Annotated in this window: 17 protein-coding genes; 11 read left to right on the top strand and 6 right to left on the bottom strand. The window is 64.8% G+C overall.

From position 1 onward, the window contains the following. From NS365_RS16620 to NS365_RS16610, 3 genes are all read left to right on the top strand, one after another. Positions 1–209, top strand: a 209-nt coding sequence (locus tag NS365_RS16620; RefSeq protein ID WP_244498475.1) for a transposase, incomplete at its 5' end; no start/stop codon positions are given. A gap of 191 nt (positions 210–400) precedes the next feature. After that, positions 401–2695, top strand: a complete 2295-nt coding sequence (locus tag NS365_RS16615) for a helicase-related protein (protein WP_153003821.1) — start codon at positions 401–403, stop codon at positions 2693–2695. Positions 2696–2815: 120 nt separating this feature from the next. Beyond that, a complete protein-coding gene (locus tag NS365_RS16610) occupies positions 2816–3646 on the top strand; it encodes an aldo/keto reductase (RefSeq protein ID WP_058601417.1) in 831 nt (276 codons plus the stop codon). Between the two features lie 80 nt (positions 3647–3726). Here the strand turns inward: NS365_RS16610 and NS365_RS16605 are convergent, their stop codons facing one another. Genes NS365_RS16605 through NS365_RS16585 form a run of 5 tightly spaced genes read right to left on the bottom strand, consistent with a single transcriptional unit; the run spans position 3727 to position 7054 of the window. Then, on the bottom strand, positions 3727–4368 hold the full coding sequence (locus tag NS365_RS16605; protein ID WP_058601416.1) for a hypothetical protein: 642 nt from the start codon (positions 4366–4368) through the stop codon (positions 3727–3729). Between the two features lie 59 nt (positions 4369–4427). Further along, positions 4428–5201, bottom strand: coding sequence for a VOC family protein (locus NS365_RS16600; RefSeq protein ID WP_058601415.1), 774 nt, complete (start codon positions 5199–5201; stop codon positions 4428–4430). Next, positions 5198–6112, bottom strand: coding sequence for an SMP-30/gluconolactonase/LRE family protein (locus tag NS365_RS16595; protein WP_058601414.1), 915 nt, complete (start codon positions 6110–6112; stop codon positions 5198–5200). The genes NS365_RS16600 and NS365_RS16595 overlap by 4 nt, the downstream gene beginning before the upstream one ends. Positions 6113–6122: 10 nt before the next feature. Continuing rightward, positions 6123–6569: a cupin domain-containing protein gene (locus NS365_RS16590; protein ID WP_058601413.1), complete on the bottom strand. Its 447-nt coding sequence runs from the start codon at positions 6567–6569 to the stop codon at positions 6123–6125. Next, positions 6566–7054: a DoxX family membrane protein gene (locus NS365_RS16585; RefSeq protein WP_058601412.1), complete on the bottom strand. Its 489-nt coding sequence runs from the start codon at positions 7052–7054 to the stop codon at positions 6566–6568. The genes NS365_RS16590 and NS365_RS16585 overlap by 4 nt, the downstream gene beginning before the upstream one ends. A gap of 162 nt (positions 7055–7216) precedes the next feature. On the opposite strand from NS365_RS16585, the gene NS365_RS16580 reads away from it, so the two are divergent. From NS365_RS16580 to NS365_RS16555, 6 genes are all read left to right on the top strand, one after another. Further along, positions 7217–8800 (top strand): GMC oxidoreductase, encoded by a 1584-nt coding sequence (locus NS365_RS16580; RefSeq protein WP_082684663.1) that lies wholly within the window; start codon positions 7217–7219, stop codon positions 8798–8800. A gap of 145 nt (positions 8801–8945) precedes the next feature. Further along, entirely contained in the window at positions 8946–9290 is a 345-nt protein-coding gene (locus NS365_RS16575; RefSeq protein WP_153003820.1) for a hypothetical protein, read from the top strand. Between the two features lie 391 nt (positions 9291–9681). Then, positions 9682–11049 (top strand): PepSY-associated TM helix domain-containing protein, encoded by a 1368-nt coding sequence (locus tag NS365_RS16570; protein ID WP_058601410.1) that lies wholly within the window; start codon positions 9682–9684, stop codon positions 11047–11049. An 89-nt stretch (positions 11050–11138) separates the two neighbouring features. Next, a complete protein-coding gene (locus NS365_RS16565) occupies positions 11139–11675 on the top strand; it encodes a copper chaperone PCu(A)C (protein WP_244493589.1) in 537 nt (178 codons plus the stop codon). A gap of 51 nt (positions 11676–11726) precedes the next feature. Then, positions 11727–13337 carry a copper resistance CopC/CopD family protein gene (locus NS365_RS16560; protein WP_082684662.1) on the top strand — a complete coding sequence of 537 codons (1611 nt, stop codon included), beginning with the start codon at positions 11727–11729 and terminating at the stop codon, positions 13335–13337. Positions 13338–13391: 54 nt separating this feature from the next. Continuing rightward, positions 13392–14012 carry an SCO family protein gene (locus NS365_RS16555; protein WP_058601408.1) on the top strand — a complete coding sequence of 207 codons (621 nt, stop codon included), beginning with the start codon at positions 13392–13394 and terminating at the stop codon, positions 14010–14012. Between the two features lie 34 nt (positions 14013–14046). Here the strand turns inward: NS365_RS16555 and NS365_RS16550 are convergent, their stop codons facing one another. Beyond that, positions 14047–15423, bottom strand: coding sequence for a PLP-dependent aminotransferase family protein (locus tag NS365_RS16550; RefSeq protein ID WP_058601407.1), 1377 nt, complete (start codon positions 15421–15423; stop codon positions 14047–14049). Positions 15424–15540: 117 nt separating this feature from the next. Between NS365_RS16550 and NS365_RS16545 the strand changes: the two genes are divergently transcribed. Then, positions 15541–16401 carry a DMT family transporter gene (locus NS365_RS16545; RefSeq protein ID WP_058601406.1) on the top strand — a complete coding sequence of 287 codons (861 nt, stop codon included), beginning with the start codon at positions 15541–15543 and terminating at the stop codon, positions 16399–16401. A 148-nt stretch (positions 16402–16549) separates the two neighbouring features. Next, positions 16550–17695 (top strand): DNA polymerase IV, encoded by a 1146-nt coding sequence (gene dinB / locus NS365_RS16540; RefSeq protein ID WP_082684664.1) that lies wholly within the window; start codon positions 16550–16552, stop codon positions 17693–17695. Positions 17696–17732: the final 37 nt, after the last annotated feature.

Below are 17732 nucleotides of genomic sequence, written 5' to 3'. Positions count from 1 at the left end.
CCCAGGGCTTCCCGGACTACATTGCGTCACGGGCCCAGCGCAAGATCCCGGTCCCCCACGATCCCGTACTCTACAGGCAGCGCCACAGGATCGAGATCATGTTCGGCCGCCTCAAGGACTGGCGACGCATCGCCACCCGCTACGACCGATGCGCCCACACCTTCTTCTCAGCCATCTGCATCGCGGCCGCCGTCATCTTCTGGCTCTGATCAACGAGTCCTGACACTAGTGGGAAGCTTTCCACTCTGTAAGCGTCCTACATGACAGCGCCCACAAGCCGAAGCGCGATGGGAACAGGGTGCCCGTTCGTTCTGGCACCGCACCATTCGCATCTGCTAATGCAGGCCGGGAATGATCCGGTGACCTGTCATCGACCGCCCGCCGCCTGATGGACCTCCCGATGCAGCCAGTTTCCAACTATCCGATCTCGATGTTGCCCGGCCTGACCGGACATTCGCTCGCGCGATGCCTCGAAATCGTCGGCGCGGGGCTCGTGCGCACGCTCGAGGTGCCCTTCGGCGACGGATCGAAGGACGACAGCGGCAAGCGCAAGGCGAGGCTGGTGCCGGCCGGGCGCGTCAAGGCGATGACGCAGATTCCCGAAGGCGCAATCGCACCGGACCCGGACGAGGACGATGCCGACCGCATCAGCCGGATCGCCTCGGCGCGCGCCGAGGAGGTTGTGCGGGTGCGCCGGATGCGCGACGGCTCCTTCGGCGGGTTCGAAGTCGAAGTGCCCGTGCTCGCCGCGATCTTTCCGACCGAGCGTCCAACACTGCTCATGGCCTTCGTGCGCCTGCGCGCGCCCAAGGGCGTTCACCAGCGCCTCGCGGACGATGAGCTTCTGCGCGATGGCGAGATCGAGCCGAGCGTCGCCTTCGTGGCCGAACGGGCCAGCGAAGCGGCGGCCAAGGCACGGGCTGGTCTCACCGCCCTCGCGGAGCGCTATTCGACCCAGTTCCAGAAGGCCACGGCCGACCTCGGCGACCCCTCCGCTTTCCTGCGCGCCGCCACGCAGGCCGATCTGGAGCGTTTCGTCTTCGCCGCGCAAGGTCCGGACGAGGACGAGTTGCAGCCGCCGTTGAACAAGTGGTTCGACAAACTGCTTAGCTCCATGCGCGCGCTGCGTCTGCAAAGCCGACGCCGCGCGAGCTTTGCAGAGGCGTCCGGCTATGATCGCTACCCCAACCTCTTCCCTCTGGCCCGCTCGATCGAGCGCAAACTCCTGTTTCTGGCGGGGCCGACCAATTCCGGCAAGACCTACGAGGCCATGCGCTTTGCCATCGAGGCGGCCACCGCCGAGGTTCTCTCGCCGCTTCGACTGCTCGCGCACGAACACCGCGAGGCGCTGACGCAGGGCGGCGCGCGCGCCGGTCTCATCACTGGCGAAGAGCGCGACGAAAGCGAGGACTTCACCCATTACGCCCGCACGATCGAAACGATCGATGTGGGGCGGCGCGTCGATGTCTGCGTGATCGACGAACTTCAGATGTTGGCCGACGAGCAGCGCGGCTGGGCTTGGACGCAGGCGCTTTTCGGCGCGCCGGCCGATCTCGTCGTCATGACCGGCTCGCCCGACGCCATTCCCATGGTCGAGCGGCTGGCCAAGGTCCTGGGCGAGCCGCTGGAAGTGCGCCGGCTCGAACGCAAGAACGAGTTGGACGCCTGGCCCGAGCCGATCACCCTGCGGGACCTTCGCCGCGGCGATGCCGTGGTCGCCTTCTCGCGCGCGGCCGTTCATGATCTGCGCGAGGCGATCGTGCCGCTCGGGCTTTCGGTCGCCACCGTCTATGGCGCGCTCAGCCCCGAGGTGCGCCGGGCCGAGGCCGCCCGCTTTCGGCGCGGCGAGGCGGATGTGGTGGTGGCCACGGACGCGATCGGCATGGGGCTCAATCTGCCGGTGTCGCGTGTGTTTCTGGCAGCGATCGAGAAGTTCGACGGCACGCGGCGGCGCAATCTCTTTCATTCGGAGATCCGACAAATCGGCGGGCGTGCCGGCCGCTACGGCATGTTCGAAAAGGGCTGGGTCGGCGTCATCGGTGGCGGGGGATACGGCGTCGAGAAGATTCGCGCCGCGATCACAACACCGCCGAAAGAGCTTGTGGGGCGGGCCTTCGTGCGGCCGAACCGGGAAAGCGTCGCGCTGGCCGCCGAGTTTCTGGAAACCGACGATCTCGCGCAGATCCTGACCTTCCTGCGCTCGCGCATCGTCATGGACCATGCCGACCTGAAGATCGGCGACATGGACGAGGAAATCGAGAAGGCGCGCCGGCTGGCACCGGTGAGGCTGCCGCTACTCGATCGTCTCGCCTACGCGATCGTTCCCGTCTCGCTGCGCCATCCCTGGTTCATGGACACAGTGCTGACCTGGGCCCGCGCTCATGCGGCGGGCAAGCCCGCGCCCAAGCCGCCGCTGCGCTCGGGCGACCTCCAGCGACTGGAGGACGGCGTCAACCTCGCCACCGCTTGGCTCTGGCTCGCCCAGCGCTTTCCCACCGTCTATACGAATGCCGAAGAGGTACGCGACGGCGTCGCCGCGTTGAACGATGCCATCGAGAAGAACCTCGTCAAGCTGTCGGCCGTCAAGCCCCTTGCCTCGCTGGCCAAGTCACGTCCGCGCAAAAGCAGTCGCGAGCGGAATCAGGTCAAGGGCTCGGACAGCGCCGGAAAGCCTCATTCAGCCAGCCGCGATTGAATCTTCCGCCAATCGCTCGACTTTTCCGGGAAGCGCCCGAATTGGACGCCCATATTCCCTGCCGCCCGCATTCCGGCGCATGGCAGGGCTTTTCATGTGGTTCCTTTCGGAGATGGTCCGATGACACAACAAAGCTCGATCGCCCTCAATGACGGTCGGTCGATCCCTCAGGTCGGTCTCGGCGTCTGGCAGGTGCCGGACGACGTGGCGACCAACGCGGTTCAGGAAGCCTTGAAGGTCGGCTATCGCCATGTCGATACGGCCGCCATCTACGAAAACGAAAGGGGCACGGGCGCGGGCCTGCGCGGCGCAGATGTTCCACGCGACCAGCTGTTCGTGACAACCAAGCTTTGGAACGAGAACCAGGGCTTCGACCAGACCTTGCGAGCGTTCGACGAAAGCCTGTCTCGCCTCGGTCTCGATTTCGTCGATCTCTATCTTATCCATTGGCCTTCGCCGCGTCGCGGTCTGTTCGTGGACACGTGGAAGGCCTTCATCCGTCTTCGGGAGGAAGGGCGAGCGCGCTCCATCGGCGTGTCGAACTTCACGGTGGAGCATCTCGACCAGCTGATTTCTGAGACCGGCGTCGCTCCGGTCCTCAATCAGATCGAGCTTCATCCGCGCTTTCAGCAACGCGACCTGCGGCACGCCCACGCCGAACGAGGTATCGCGACCCAATCCTGGAGCCCGCTCGGGCAAGGCCAGCTTCTGACCGACCCGGTGATCACGCGCATTGCAGAGAAGCACGGCAAGAGCCCGGCGCAGATCATCATCCGCTGGCATATCGACAGTGGCCTGGTCGTCATTCCGAAATCGGTGACGCCAAGCCGCATCGCGGAGAACATCGACGTGTTCGGCTTTCAGCTGGGAGCGGACGACATGGAAGCGATCGCGCAGCTCGACGCGGCCGACGGGCGCATCGGTCCCGATCCGATGACCGCGACCTTCTGAGACACATCATAGCGTGGAGGATCGTCTTTAGCCGGACGATCCTACATCGTACGTGCCTCTGTTTCGACTGCGCTGCGACGTCAGCGCAAAAGCCCTTCGGCTTGAAAGACCTCCCAACCTTCGAGTGTAGGCCGGCTTGCGGTTGATTTCGGTGTCGCCTGCGAGGAAGGGCTGCTCTTTTCCGCGCCTTTGGCGGAGCGTTTCAAAGCCACCTTGGCCGCCGCGCGTCGTCTGGCCTCGGCGGCGGCCTCGCGATCCTCCTCCCGCCAGAGACTCGGTAGGTCACGATCCAGAACATCCTCGATCCGCCGTGGGTCGAAGACGTGGAAGGTGACGGCTTTCGCACGTCCTCGCAATTTTACGGTCCGTGTGCCTGCGCTGGGGAGACGTCCATCCTTGGTCCAACGAAGCCGCTCTCGGGGCAGAATGGTCAGGATGTCGTCTACCTCTCGCGGCAGCACCGGCAGCGTGTCGATCCCATCCAACACCGTCTGCACCGCCTCACGGGCTCGCTCGAAAGCCTCAGCCTCGTCCGCATCGAAGGCCAGGCGGACGGCGCCATCTTGGACGCTCAGACGATCGCGCAAAATCCAGGGCAGCTTTGCGGTCAGTTCGCGCTCGATTCCCTTGGCCCGCACCGCCGAGCCCATCGCCGCTGAGACCGGGAACGGCCATTCGGCGACCAATGCATTCCTTTCCACCGGGTTCTTCGTCTTGACCATGGTGTCTTAACGAACGCCGTGGGCAATCTTTCCACGGTGACATGGCAGGTCGCGATCTTTCACAGGTTTGAGAAACGATGCCCGTCGGGATCGGCTTGGAGCGCTGACGCGAATGTCAGTCCGGACAGGATCAGTTCCGTCGCGAAGGGCGAGCCTTCGACTGCCGGAGCCGAAATTGCGGGTGGATCGACATAGGCGAGAAGCTCCAGATGCGGTGCTCCGCCCTGCCCCGTTTCGAGTGTCACGACATCGACGGTCACCGGACGCGAAAACCCGTCCAGTCGCCCTTGCTCCACGCCCGTGTTGCGCTGGCGCGCCTTCAGCCGGTAGCCAAGGCTCTCATAGAAGCGGATGGAGGCATCCACATCGCTGACGGTGATAGCGCTATGATCGATCCCGAGAAAAGGCTCGCTGGTCTTGGCGATTGCCGGTCGCTGCTCCCAGCCACCGGGAAATTCCAAAAACTCCAGTGGATGGCCTTCGGGATCGCGGAACTTGAAAGCCGTGACACCGCCGGACGCTGCCGGCAGGCGCTCGGGCCCATCCGTCGAAATGGGTGTCCACCCCTCCATGCGTTCGAGCCGGGCCATGGCCGCCTCCATGTCGGAAACGGGTATGGCGAAATGCTGGAACGCGGTTTCATTCGACAAGGGCGGATGCCCGGATGGAGCGGATGCCCGCCCGAGTTCGAGGCGCTGCGCTCCGAGGCGAAGCGCACAGACATGCCGATCGCGCTCGATCTCTTCGCAACCGAACGTATCGACATAGAAGCGCGCGGTGGCCGCTGTGTCGCGGCACAGCAGCCGAATGACTTCGATGCAGAGGCCGCTCATGGCCAGCGCGCTCCGCGCCGGTTGAGGAACACGGCGTAAAGCGTGTGGCTCGCGCCGATGAACAGGCGGTTCAAATGCGGCGATCCGCCGAAGCAGAGATTGGAGACCGTGGCGGGAAGGCGGATTCGCCCGAGAAGCTCGCCTTCGGGCGACAGGCAATGCACGCCGTCGCCCGCGCTGGACCAGATATTGCCATCCTCATCGATTGCCATCCCATCCGTGTAACCGGACGAGACCTTGGCAAAGTCGCGAAGGCCGCTCAGCGCGCGCCCGTCCTCCGCGACGTCGAAGACTCGCAGCACCTGCGTGGGCGATGCCTGCGTCTGATCTCCCGTCTCGGCCACATAGAGGCGTCGCTCATCGGGCGAAAAGGCGATGCCATTGGGCCCGGAGAAATCGAGGGACACGAGATCGAGGCGGCCGCTTTCGGGCTCCAGACGGTAGACGCCCGGCGCGGTTTCCGAGGGCTGCCGCGTGCCCTCGTAATCGTTGGAAATGCCGTAGACGGGATCGGTGAACCAGATCGAGCCATCGCTTTTGACGACGATGTCATTGGGCGAGTTGAGGCGCCGCCCTTCGAACCGATCGGCCAGAACATTGACCCGGCCGTCATGCTCCACGCGGGCGACGGCGCGCAGGCGGTTGGAGCAGAAGATGACGCGCCCTTCGCGATCCCTCGCCTGCCCATTGGCTTGGTCGGACGGAAAACGCCAGACGGAGAGGCCTGACGCCTCGCTCCACATCATGGTGCGATCTCGCGGCAGATTCTGGAATAGAAGACAGTTCCAGTCTCCCATCCAGACGAGCCCTTCGATCCAGCGGAAACCCTCCGCCAGCTTCTCCACCGGCGCGTTGACGAGGCGGTAGCGATCGAAGCGTGGATCGACCGTCTCGAACCCGATCTCGCTCATGCGCTGCCCCTCACCCAAAGCGGCACGGCGTCGTTTCCTCGCGAGCCGTGTCGAACTGCACGACCATGAGCACGGCGGGCTCGTCTCCGACCGTGCCGGACATATGCCCCTTGCGGCCATCCCGTTCGCGAGTGCCCTGATCCTCGCCGAAGGAAATCTCGCCCGGCCCCATTTCCACGCGCGTTCCGTCCATGCTCTCGACATACCAGCGGCCGGACAGCGGGATGATCCATTGCGGCGCGGGGTTCTCGTGCCACGTTCCTTCCCAGCCAACCGGCTGAACCGTGACCATGACCGTCATCCCGTCATGATGCTTCTCGCCCTGCCATTGCGGCGCGGCAGGCGGCTGCATGCTTTTCAGCTCGAACCGGGTGAGCGCGCAGCGCTTCTGGCGGCTGATGCCATCCTCGTCGGTATAGAGATGCCAATAGGGAACGCTGGGCTTTTCGTCGCTCAAAACTCAGCTCCTTGCGAAGAGGAATGGGTTATCGAATATGGATTTGTGGAAGACAGGGGGTCCGCGAAAAAGCTCCGCGCCCCGCCCGCCTGAAGCCCGAAGGCGATCAGGAGGAAGCCGCCGGCAACCGCGAAATTCTTGAGGAAGTCCCACATGGTCTCGCGCCCATTGGAGGGACCGCGCAGGCGGAAGTCGGGCGCCTTCCAGAACTGTTTGAACAAGATGGCCGTCACCGCGCAGTAGCCGGCGAGAATGAAGGCCGCGAGCCGATCCGCAATCCCGGTGAGTACGCCGAGCGACATGAGGAGCTCGACGCTGAAACCCACGAGGATCAACCCCTTCGCCAGGTTTCGGTTGGCGGTCGCCTGCCCCGCCTGATCGACGGCAGCGGAAAAGTTCAGAACCTTATCCAGCGCGCTGAAAGGCAAAAACAGGAGGATCAGCGAAAGCCGCGTTGCGAAGACGAAAAGCAGGTCGATCGGCATGGCGCGGCGTCTTGTCTCAACCATTGTGTCTACCGGCTCAAATGCGCCGCGCGATGCCGTCGTTCCCGCCGGCTTTTGTGAAAAAATCTTCATGGAAAAACGCGGGAACGCCGAACGCCTTTCGGTCTTTAGCCGGCACAGGAACCGCGGAAGGAGCGTCCCGTGATCGAAGATCGCTATGATGTCGTCATCATCGGCTCGGGCCCAGGAGGCGGGACGATGGCCTGGAAACTCGCCCAGACCGGCAAGCGCATTCTTCTCATTGAGCGTGGCGACTATCTGAAACGCGAGCGTGAGAACTGGAGCACGGAGGAGGTTTTCGCCAAAGGGCGCTACCAAGCGGACGAGACCTGGACGTCATCCAGCGGCGAGAGTTTCAAGCCGGGCCTGCATTATTTCGTCGGCGGCAATTCCAAGGTTTACGGTGCGGTGCTCCTGCGGCTGCGCGTCGAGGATTTCGATGCCGTCCGTCACCCCGATGGCATCGCGCCGGAATGGCCGGTGAAATACGATGTTTTCGAGCCCTATTATCAGGCGGCCGAGGAGCTGTTCGAGGTGCGCGGCGCGCGCGGCGAAGATCCGACCGAGCCACCCAGCCCCAAGCCCTACAAGCACGAGGCTATCCGCCACGAGCCCCGCATCCAGGCCTTGTCGGATTCCTGGGTGCAGGAAGGACTGCATCCCTTCCATCTGCCCATGGGCGCGCTTCTGGATCAGGACGAGACGGGCGCGGCGACGCCTCACTCCCAGCTTTTGCGCTGCGACCCGTTCGACGGCTATCCCAGCCTCACCAACGGAAAATCGGACGCGCAGGTCATCTGCGTCGATCCAGCTTTGAAGGCCCATCCCAACCTGACGCTTCTGAAGAACGCCTATGTCGAGCGACTGCTGACCAACCCGGTCGGCACGTCGATCACAGGTGTGGAGACTATTATCGAAGGCCAGCGGCACATCATCCGGGGTGATCTCGTGGTGGCCGCCTGCGGCGCGCTCTCCTCGGCGCTTCTGTTCCTGCGCTCGGCCAGCGACCGGCATCCCGATGGCCTCGCCAACCGCTCGGGCCAGGTCGGTCGCAACTATATGCGCCACAACAACGCGACGGTGCTCGCGATCTCGCGCACGCCCAATCCGACCGAGTTCCAGAAGACGCTGGGGCTGAACGATTTCTACCATGCCCATGACAAGTCGCCGCTGAACCCATTCGAATATCCGCTCGGCCATATCCAGATGGTCGGGAAATCCGACGGAATGCAGATCGAAGCCGAGGGATTGCCGGGGTTCCTTCAATGGCTGCCCGAAAAGCCGTTCGACTGGATTGCGCACCATTCGATCGATTTCTGGCTCACCTCGGAAGACCTGCCGCGCCCGGAGAACCGCATCTTCTATCGCAACGGCCAAGTTCATCTCGACCTGACGCAGACCAACATGGAGGGCCATCGCGCGCTTCGTGAGATGCTGCGCACGATCTGTGACAAGGGCGACATTCATCCCCATTTGATGGACCGCAAGCTCTATCTCGGCAAGAACACGCCCATCGGCGGTACGGCCCATCAGGCCGGCACGCTGCGCTTCGGCGAAGACCCGGAGACGGCCGTTCTCGATCTCGACTGCCGCGCCCATGGGATCGACAATCTCTACGTCACCGATGCCAGCTTCTTTCCCTCGATCGGCGCGGTGAATCCAACGCTGACCATCATCGCCAACGCGCTTCGCGTCGCCGATCACATCGCCGTGCGCCTGCGCTAGAAGCGACACTCTGCCCCGGTGGAGTCCGTTTCAGCGGGAAAGCCGTTTCGATCCCCAGCCGACCGTGCTACCACAAGCACACGGTTTGGCGGGGATGCCGGTTTTGGCGCAGAAGACCAGAGGCTCGGGACGGTGGATGGGGCGCGTGATCGCGTTCCTTTTCCTTGTTCACGCAGCCCTGTTCGGCTTCTCGCCCCCCGCTGCCGCCGAGTTGATGCCCCGCGATCAGTTCGGCAATGTGCTTTGCCTCTCCGGTGAGATCGCGGACGCCCATAAGGGCTCGGGGCGCGACCACGGTCATGTCCCGCTCAAGTCCTGCTGCTCCGCCAGCTGCGCCATGCACGGCGGCCCACTTCCGCCGCCTACCCTCCTTTCGCGCCTCGTTCGCCAGCCGCTCGTGCTCAGCGTGCCCTTCGTGCTTTACGAGGATGTCGGCTCCGGCGCGGTCGAGACGCCGCGCAAGACACGCGGGCCGCCCCGCCTCGCCTAAGTGATCGGATCGGCCAGCGCTTCGCCAGCTTGCGGGATAGCGTGTTCGCCTGATCACGGCGTCACGTCGGCTCTGGCCTGTGAGCGAGAACTCCGATCGTGCGCCAGGATGCGAGCAAGCTGAAACTTCGCCGATGGAGCGAAGGGGTTCGGCCATCCTCCAGTGGGCACCGTACGGGTTCGAGCGTGTCGGATCGGGTTGACGCATAACGGCTCCCGATCGACCAAGACCCGTAAGAGCTCGGCATTCCACGCAATCGTGTCGACTCAAGCGTTCTCAGCCCGGCGTCCGACCCGCAGCGCCACCGCATCCGATCGCCCCATAGTGGCCGCCGGTTTCGGCCGTTGCGCCACCCACCTCTTCCTTTTTTCTCCGTTTCGGAGCCGTCCGAATGTCCGATTTCACAGCCGAAAGTGCGAACGCTCTGCCGCGCACCGGCACCATCACCGATCTCTACCGCGCCGTTTGGCGATGGCATTTCTATGCCGGCCTGTTCGTCCTGCCGTTTCTGATCACGCTCTCGATCACGGGCGGGCTTTATCTCTTCCGCAACGAGATCGACGGGATCGTCCATGCCGATCTGAAGCATGTCGAAATGCCGGCGGGAGCCTCCCCCACCGAGCCGAGCCGCATGGTCGATGCGGCGCTCGCCGCCTATCCCGGCACGGCCGTCAAATATACCGATCCCGTCACGCCGGACGCCTCCGCCGAAGTGACGATCAAGACGCCCGATGGCGGCAAGACCGCAGTTTATGTCGATCCCTATCGGGGTGAGGTTCTGGGCGCCCTGGCCGATCGCGGCACGGTCATGTGGACGGTGCGCTATCTCCACAGCCTGCGCTATTTCGGGCCTGTGGCACGCGGGCTGATCGAGATCGCCGCCGGTTGGGCGATCGTTCTGGTGGCGACCGGCCTGTTTCTCTGGTGGCCTCGCGGCCAGAAGGGCGGCGTCGTTTCCATCCGCGCGACGCCGGCGAAACGCGTCTTCTGGCGCGATCTTCACGCGGTGACCGGGCTCGTCGTCGGCGGGTTCATCGTCTTCCTCGCCATCACCGGAATGCCGTGGTCGCAGGTCTGGGGCGGCAAGGTCAACCAATGGGCCAACGGCTCGAACTTCGGTTATCCTTCCGGCGTGCGGGTGGACGTGCCCATGTCCGGACAGAAGCTCGCGCAGGAAGGCCCGACAAGCTGGTCGCTCGAACAGGCCGAAATCCCCACGTCGCCGACTGCGGCCAAGGACGCGCCGATTGGCCTCGACCGGGCTGTCTCCACCTTCGGACAGCTCGGCCTGCATCGCGGCTTCGCGGTCAATATCCCGACGAGCGTAACGGGCGTCTACACCGGCTCCGTTTATCCCGCCGATCTCTCGCAGCAGCGCGTCGTCCATCTCGATCAATATAGCGGCCAGCCACTCGTCGACATGAGCTATGCCGATTACGGGCCGCTCGGCCGCTGGCTGGAATGGGGCATCAATGTCCATCTCGGGCAGGAATTCGGGCTCGCCAACCAGCTGTTCCTGCTGGCCGTGTGCGTCGGCAATGTGGTGCTCGCGGTTTCGGCGGGAATCATGTGGTGGAAGCGCCGGCCGAGCCGCTCGTTCGGCGTGCCGCCGCTGCCAAGGGACCGGCGCGTCTTTCGCGGGCTGATCGCGCTTTTGGTCGTGGGCGGTGTCCTGTTTCCCCTCGTCGGCGCCTCGCTGGTCGTGATGCTGGCGATGGACTGGATGTTCACACGCCATCGCCTAAGCCGAGCCGCCTAAGCTCTTTCCACGTTGCCGGGGCGGTCTTGCCGCCGGCCCCATCTATCTCCAGGAGCCTGTCGAAGCTCCGCATTCGAAAGACGGACCTCATGTCGATGACTTCATTCGGTCGCCGGATTGCCGGCGTGGTGCTGGGCCTCGCCCTTTTCAGCCTGTCACCGCTGGCGGCCTCGGTGCCGGCGGCGGCCCATGGCTTCAAGGTCGGCGCGATCGAGGTCGAGCACCCTTGGAGCCGCGCGACGCCTCCTGGCGCCAAGACGGGCGCTGGATATTTCGTGATGGTGAACTCCGGCGCAGAGCCCGACCGCCTCGTTTCGGCCAGTTCGCCGGCGGCGGAAAAAACCGAGATTCATGAAATGTCGATTCAGAACGGCGTCATGAACATGCGCAAGGTCGAGGGCGGCGTCGCCATCCCGGCCAAGGGTTCGGCCGCGCTTTCGCCGGGCGGCTTCCACCTCATGCTCATGGGCCTGAAGGCGCCCTTCAAGGAGGGGCAGATGATCCCGTTGACGCTCACGTTCGAAAAGGCCGGCTCGGTCGAGGTCGAGTTGCAGGTCGACAAGATGGGCGCGACGAGCCCGTCCCATGGTGCGAGCGCCGGTGAAGGCGAAGCGCATCAGCATTGAACCCCCGATGCGGCCGGTGCCCCCGGCCGCATCCTCCAGCAGGAACTCCTCATGCGAGATTTCAGACCTGGCGATGCGTTGCGGAGCCTGATCCTCGCCGTGTTTCTGGTGGGGAGCATGGTTCTCGCGGTCTCGTCCGCCGCCTTCGCTCATGCAGGGCTTATGTCGGCCGAGCCGGAAGACGGCGCGCTTCTTCAAAGCGCGCCAGGCGAATTGTCGCTGAGCTTCAGCGAGCCGGTCGCGGCTCTGCGACTGACGCTGGTTCGGCCCGACGGCACGAGCGTCGATCTCCCGCCCCGCATGAAAACAGGCTCACACATCAGGGCACCACTCGAGGAGAGGCTCGGCCGGGGCACCCACGCGCTCGTCTGGCGCGTCGTTTCCGCGGACGGGCACCCTGTGACAGGCTCTCTGTCGTTTTCCGTAGAAGCCGCCAGCCCGACACCCGACCTGCCACCGGCGCGCGATCTCCTCGTGCTGATGCTCGTCTGGGGCGCCCGCGTTCTTGTCTACATCGCTCTCATTTTCGGTGTCGGCGGCGCGGCGGGGTGCTATCTCGTGGGCACGACACGACCTGACAGCCGCCGGTTCCTTCATCTCACCTTGCTGGCCGGGCTGCTGGCGCTCCCCCTCGCGGTCTTGGCGCAGGGGCTCGATGCGCTGGGCGCGACCCTTTCCGCCGCCTTGAACCGTGCCGTCTGGCAGGCCGGTCTGGGCACCGGCTTCGGGGTCGCAGCGCTGACCTTCGCTCTGTCCTTCGCTCTGGCGCTCGCGTCCACCCTTCGCCTGCCGCATCGCATCAGCACGATCCTGAGCGGGCTTGCGCTCATGGCGGGCGGCGTCGCGCTGGCGTCCACCGGCCATGCGGCCGCAGCAGCTCCCCAGGTTCTGACGCGTCCAGCCGTCGCGCTTCATGCCTTATCGGCAGCGCTCTGGCTTGGTGCGTTGTTTCCTCTCGCCCTGGCCCTGCGTCAGCCAGAAGCGGCGCGGCGGATTGCCTTGTCGCGCTTTTCGCGGCGGATCGCCCCGCTTCTGGCCGTTCTGCTGACGTCCGGCGCGTTTCTGGCGGCCGTGCAATTCGGAACGCTCCCCGCCCTTTGGCAGACCGATTACGGCCGCGTGCTTCTCATCAAGCTGGCCCTGGTCCTGATCCTCTTTTTGGTTGCGGCGGACAATCGCTGGCGGTTGACACAGCCGGCCCTCAAAGGCGACGCGCCGGCGCTCCGCACTCTCTCCCGCCGGCTCGGCTTCGAAATCGCCCTCGGCATTCTCGTCCTTTGCACCGTTGCCGTCTGGCGCTTCACACCGCCGCCACGCGTCGAGCAGGCAATGGCGGCCGAGCCGATCGCGCTTCATGCCACGGGGGGCATGATCATGGCCGACATCGCCGTTGCGCCCGGTCGTCAAGGGCCGGTGCGGGTGAGCGCGCTTTTGATGACGATCGACTATGGGCCGGTGGATCCGCAGGGCGTCACGTTTCGCTTCTCGCGCGCGCAAGGCGATGCCGAGCCGATCGAAGCGGAGGCCATGCCGCCTGGCGATGGGAGCTGGAGCGCATCCGCCGCCCTCCCCGCATCCGGCCCTTGGGATCTTCAGATCATCGTCCACTCGCGCGATGGAACGTGCGACCGCATCGACACCGAATTTCGCCTCAAACCCTGATATGACGCCTGATCGGCGTATGCCGCGCCGAGAGCGGCGGGAAAGGACAAAACCATGACCTCGTCCAACGCGAACCGGACCCTTGCCCTTGGCGGCGCCGGTGCCCTCGTGGTCGTGCTTCTCGGGCTGATCGGCTGGATGCTCAGTCAACAGCCGGCGCGAGGCGCGCCCGACGAGCCCTTCACCCTCAGCGATACGCGCGGGGCCAAGGTCGATCAGACGATCTTCAAAGGCCGGCCGTCGATCGTCTATTTCGGCTACACGAACTGCCCCGATGTCTGTCCGACGACGCTGATCGAACTGGCGGACTGGCTGCGCGATCTCGGGCCGTCGGGTCAGTCGATCCAGGCTTTGTTCTTCACGGTGGACCCCGAGCGCGACACGCTCGACGTTCTCGGACCCTATGTCGCCTCGATCTCGGATCGGATCATCGGTATCACTGGCAGCGCAGCCGAGATGGAAAAGGCCTCGAAGGCCTGGATGGTCTACGCGCGCAAGACCGGCGAGGAAGATGGCGACTATCACATGCGCCACTCGACGTCGCTGCTGCTCATTGGCGCCAACGGACGTCTCCAGGGCATGATCCCCTACGGCACGCCGAAGGACGAAGCCCTGCGCAAGATTCGCGACGTGCTCCTCCCGCCCTCGACGCGAACGGCCGCGCTCCGCTCTTGAAATCCGTCATCTCCTTCCGCTGCGAATGGCGGTGTCAGATCGGTGCGGAGAGCGTCCGCCGCAGCCAGTCCAGAACGACCGCCGGCATCTGCGTGACATTGAAGCGCATCAGGTCGGGCGCGCCCAAAGACGGGCTGAAGACATTGCCGGGCGCGAGCACGATGCCGTCGCGCAGCGCCGCCTTGGCGAGATCCGTGGCGTCACGCCCGTCCGGCAGGCGGCACCAGAGCGAGAAACCGCCGCGCGGCTGCGTCCAGGGCCGAACGCCCATGGCGTCCAGTTGCGCGCCGACCTCCTTACGCCGCTTGGCCAGCCGGCCCCGCAGCGCCAGCACATGCTTGTGGTAGCTTCCATCAGCCAGAACGCCCTGCACGATATCGGTCACCAACGGACTGGGGCCACCGAAATTCGTCGCGACCTGCAGATCGATCAGCGCCTCAATCCAGTCGGCCCGCGCAGCGATGTAGCCGCAGCGGGCTGATGCCGACAGGGTCTTGGAGAAGCTGCCGACCCGGATGACCCGTTCGAGACCGTCCAGCGCGGCCAGACGCGGCGTCGGCTCGGGTTCGAAATCGGCGAAAATATCATCCTCGACGATTGTCACGTCGTAGGCCGCAGCGGCCAGCAGCAGGCGATGGAGAACCGCCGGGGATGGCGTGGCTCCGGTCGGATTGTGGATCGCCGAGTTGGTCAGATAGAGCTTGGGCGCATGCTCGCGCGCCAGTTCGGCGAAGCGCTCGGGGTCCGGCCCGCTCGGCGTATAGGGCACGCTCACGACCTTGACCCGATGCGCGCGCATCAAGGCCTGAAAATTGAAATAGCAGGGATCGTCCAGAAGAACCGTATCGCCGGGTTGCAGCAGAAAGCGGCAGACGAGGTCGACCGCCTGTGTGCCCGAGACGGCGAGAAGGATTCGATCGGGCTCGATATCCAGCCCCTCCTGGGAGAATTGGCGGGCGAGAGTACGGCGCAGCGCGGCTGAACCCCGCGTCATCGCGTAGTCAACGAGGCCCTCCAGCCCACCTTTGGCGACACGGCGCAGCGAGCGCCGAAGCGCCTCGTCCGGCATCCAGTCCGCCGGCAGCCATCCGCAGCCCGGCCGCGCTGTGGCAGCATCCGCATCCAGCGATTGCCGGGATACCCAGAGCGGATCGACCGCACGTTCGAAATCCGGCCTCGGCTCCTGAAGCGCAAAGGGTGTGGACGCGCCCGCGACATAGAAGCCAGACCCCGGTCGGGAGCGGATCGCGCCCTCCGCCACCAGACGATCATAGGCCTCGACCACCGTGGACGGCGACACACCCATCGCGATGGCATGACGGCGGACCGACGGCAGTCTCTCGCCGGCCATCAATTGGCCCGAGGCAATACGGCGCCTGACATCGTCCACCAGCTCGTCAGTCCGCGTCATGCCACACCCTGTCCAACGTACGCTCAAATTATCCATACAGTTTGATGCGATGAGAGAAAAGCGTATCTCCCACGAAACTTTCTTTTTGATCATACGAATTCTTCAAGTGGAGGTCGTATGAAACAGTTCGGTTCGGGTTGGGGCAGCGGTCTGCTTGGCGTCATCATCTTCAGCGGTTCGTTGCCGGCGACCCGCGTGGCCGTGGGCGGCTTCTCGCCGCTCTTCCTCACTTCGGCCCGCGCGGTGATCGCCGGATGTCTCGCGGCCCTCGCGCTTTTCGTCTTTCGTCAGCGACGTCCGACACGGGCGGAGATCGCCCGCCTCGCGATCGTCGCGGGCGGTGTCGTCCTGGGTTTCCCCCTCCTGACGGCGCTTGCGCTTCGTCAGATGACGTCGGCCCATTCGATCGTCTTCATCGGGCTTCTCCCGCTGGCGACGGCTCTATTCGGAGTCCTGCGGGGCGGAGAGCGGCCGCGCGCGCCGTTCTGGATATTCTCGATTGTCGGCGCCTTATCGGTCGCAGGGTTCGCCTTGCTGCAGCCGGGCGAAGGCTCGGGCTTCGGGAATGCTCTGATGTTGGCCGCGATCCTGGTGTGCGGCCTCGGCTACGCCGAAGGCGCGGTGCTGACGCGCCGAATGGGCGGCTGGCAGGTCATTTCCTGGGCCTTGCTCGTGGCCCTGCCCGCCATGGCGCTTCTGAGCTTGGCAACGCTGCCAGGGACATTCGACGACGTTCCGACCGTTGCCTGGGCCGGGCTCTTCTATGTCTCCGTGTTCAGCATGTTGATCGGCTTCGTCTTCTGGTATCGCGGCTTGGCGCTTGGCGGTATCGCAGGGGTGGGTCAGTTGCAGCTTCTGCAACCCTTTTTCGGCCTTGCGCTGGCGGGTCTCCTGTTGGGCGAGCCCGTCGCTTGGAGCATGATCGTGTCCACAGCTCTGGTCGTCGCCTGCGTGGCCGGCGCGCGGCGCTACGCCTGAGATCCTGCAAGTTCCTCCTTTGTTCCAGGCACAAAACGCGCTACTTCTGACGAGAGGCGCGCTGAGTCGGACCCATCCGTCGCGCGTTGCCTCGCGAACGAAAGCGGTCGAGTTGCGCGTGGCACAGGCAGAGGACAAGCACGAAGGGATGCGAGGCGACGCCGTTGCGCCCGCGTCCGGTCCTGTCGCAGGCCGGGAGGCGCTCGCACCCTCGCCCCATGCGCGCAAGATCATCCATATCGACATGGACGCCTTCTATGCCTCGGTAGAGCAGCGCGACGACCCTTCGCTGCGCGGCCGGCCGGTGGCTGTGGGCGGCTCGCGTGAGCGCGGCGTGGTGGCAGCCGCCAGTTACGAGGCGCGCACTTTTGGTGTGCGCTCGGCCATGCCCTCCGTCACGGCTCGACGCAAATGCCCCGACCTCGTTTTCGTGAAGCCGCGCTTCGACGTCTACAAAGCGGTCTCGAGCCAGATTCGCGCGATCTTCGCCGAACACACGCCGGTCATCGAGCCTCTTTCATTGGACGAGGCCTATCTCGACGTCACCGAAAACTTGCAGGGCATCCGATCGGCAACCACAATTGCCGAGCTGATCCGGGCGCGAATCCGAGAGGTCACGGGACTGACGGCCTCCGCCGGCGTGTCCTACAACAAGTTCCTCGCCAAGCTCGCCTCCGACCACCGCAAGCCGGACGGGCTTTTTGTCATCACGCCCGCCATGGGCGCGGAATTCGTCGAGGCGCTGCCGGTCGGTCGCTTTCACGGCGTCGGTCCCGCGACCGCCGCCAAGATGGAGCGGCTCGGCATTCGCACCGGAGCCGACCTTCGCGATTGTCCGCTCGGCTTCCTTCAGGAGCATTTCGGCAAAAGCGGCCCTTACTATTTCGGCATCTCGCGGGGCATCGATCAGCGCCCGGTACGGGCCGACCGCATCAGAAAGTCGGTCGGTGCCGAAAACACCTTCGCGGCCGATCTCTTCCAGACGGACGAGATGCGGGCCGCTCTGGAGCCGATCCTCGATAAGGTCTGGCGCGCTTGCGAAAGCTCCGGTTTTCGCGGGCGAACCGTCACGCTCAAGATCAAATATGCCGACTTCCGGCAGATCACCCGCAGCCAGTCCGTCCTGCTGCCGGTGGCCAGCAGGTCCGAAATGGAGGGTATCGCCTTTCGGCTGCTTCATGACCGCCCCCTGGATTCGCGCGGCGTGCGTCTACTCGGCGTTTCCTTGTCGGCGCTGACGGGCAGCGACGCACCCGGCGAAGCCGGTGCGGCGCAATTCGCTCTCCCGTTCTGACGGTCGTCGTTTGACCGCAAAGTCGCGTCAAAGCTTG

Source organism: Aureimonas ureilytica, from assembly GCF_001475935.1.
Taxonomy (GTDB): Bacteria; Pseudomonadota; Alphaproteobacteria; order Rhizobiales; family Rhizobiaceae; genus Aureimonas; species Aureimonas ureilytica_A.
Note: the sequence above shows the minus strand (reverse complement) of the source record. Positions and strands in the feature narration are given on the sequence as shown.

What these genes read in the sequence shown, in the direction of transcription:
- NS365_RS16585 (WP_058601412.1), bottom strand. Translation starts at nt 7,054, where the DNA reads ATGCCGATCGACCTGCTTTTCGTCTTCGCAACGCGGCTTTCGCTGATC.
- NS365_RS16610 (WP_058601417.1), top strand. Translation starts at nt 2,816, where the DNA reads ATGACACAACAAAGCTCGATCGCCCTCAATGACGGTCGGTCGATCCCT.
- NS365_RS16560 (WP_082684662.1), top strand. Translation starts at nt 11,727, where the DNA reads ATGCGAGATTTCAGACCTGGCGATGCGTTGCGGAGCCTGATCCTCGCC.
- NS365_RS16615 (WP_153003821.1), top strand. Translation starts at nt 401, where the DNA reads ATGCAGCCAGTTTCCAACTATCCGATCTCGATGTTGCCCGGCCTGACC.
- NS365_RS16595 (WP_058601414.1), bottom strand. Translation starts at nt 6,112, where the DNA reads ATGAGCGAGATCGGGTTCGAGACGGTCGATCCACGCTTCGATCGCTAC.
- dinB (WP_082684664.1), top strand. Translation starts at nt 16,550, where the DNA reads ATGCGAGGCGACGCCGTTGCGCCCGCGTCCGGTCCTGTCGCAGGCCGG.
- NS365_RS16600 (WP_058601415.1), bottom strand. Translation starts at nt 5,201, where the DNA reads ATGAGCGGCCTCTGCATCGAAGTCATTCGGCTGCTGTGCCGCGACACA.
- NS365_RS16565 (WP_244493589.1), top strand. Translation starts at nt 11,139, where the DNA reads ATGTCGATGACTTCATTCGGTCGCCGGATTGCCGGCGTGGTGCTGGGC.
- NS365_RS16605 (WP_058601416.1), bottom strand. Translation starts at nt 4,368, where the DNA reads ATGGTCAAGACGAAGAACCCGGTGGAAAGGAATGCATTGGTCGCCGAA.
- NS365_RS16550 (WP_058601407.1), bottom strand. Translation starts at nt 15,423, where the DNA reads ATGACGCGGACTGACGAGCTGGTGGACGATGTCAGGCGCCGTATTGCC.
- NS365_RS16545 (WP_058601406.1), top strand. Translation starts at nt 15,541, where the DNA reads ATGAAACAGTTCGGTTCGGGTTGGGGCAGCGGTCTGCTTGGCGTCATC.
- NS365_RS16555 (WP_058601408.1), top strand. Translation starts at nt 13,392, where the DNA reads ATGACCTCGTCCAACGCGAACCGGACCCTTGCCCTTGGCGGCGCCGGT.
- NS365_RS16570 (WP_058601410.1), top strand. Translation starts at nt 9,682, where the DNA reads ATGTCCGATTTCACAGCCGAAAGTGCGAACGCTCTGCCGCGCACCGGC.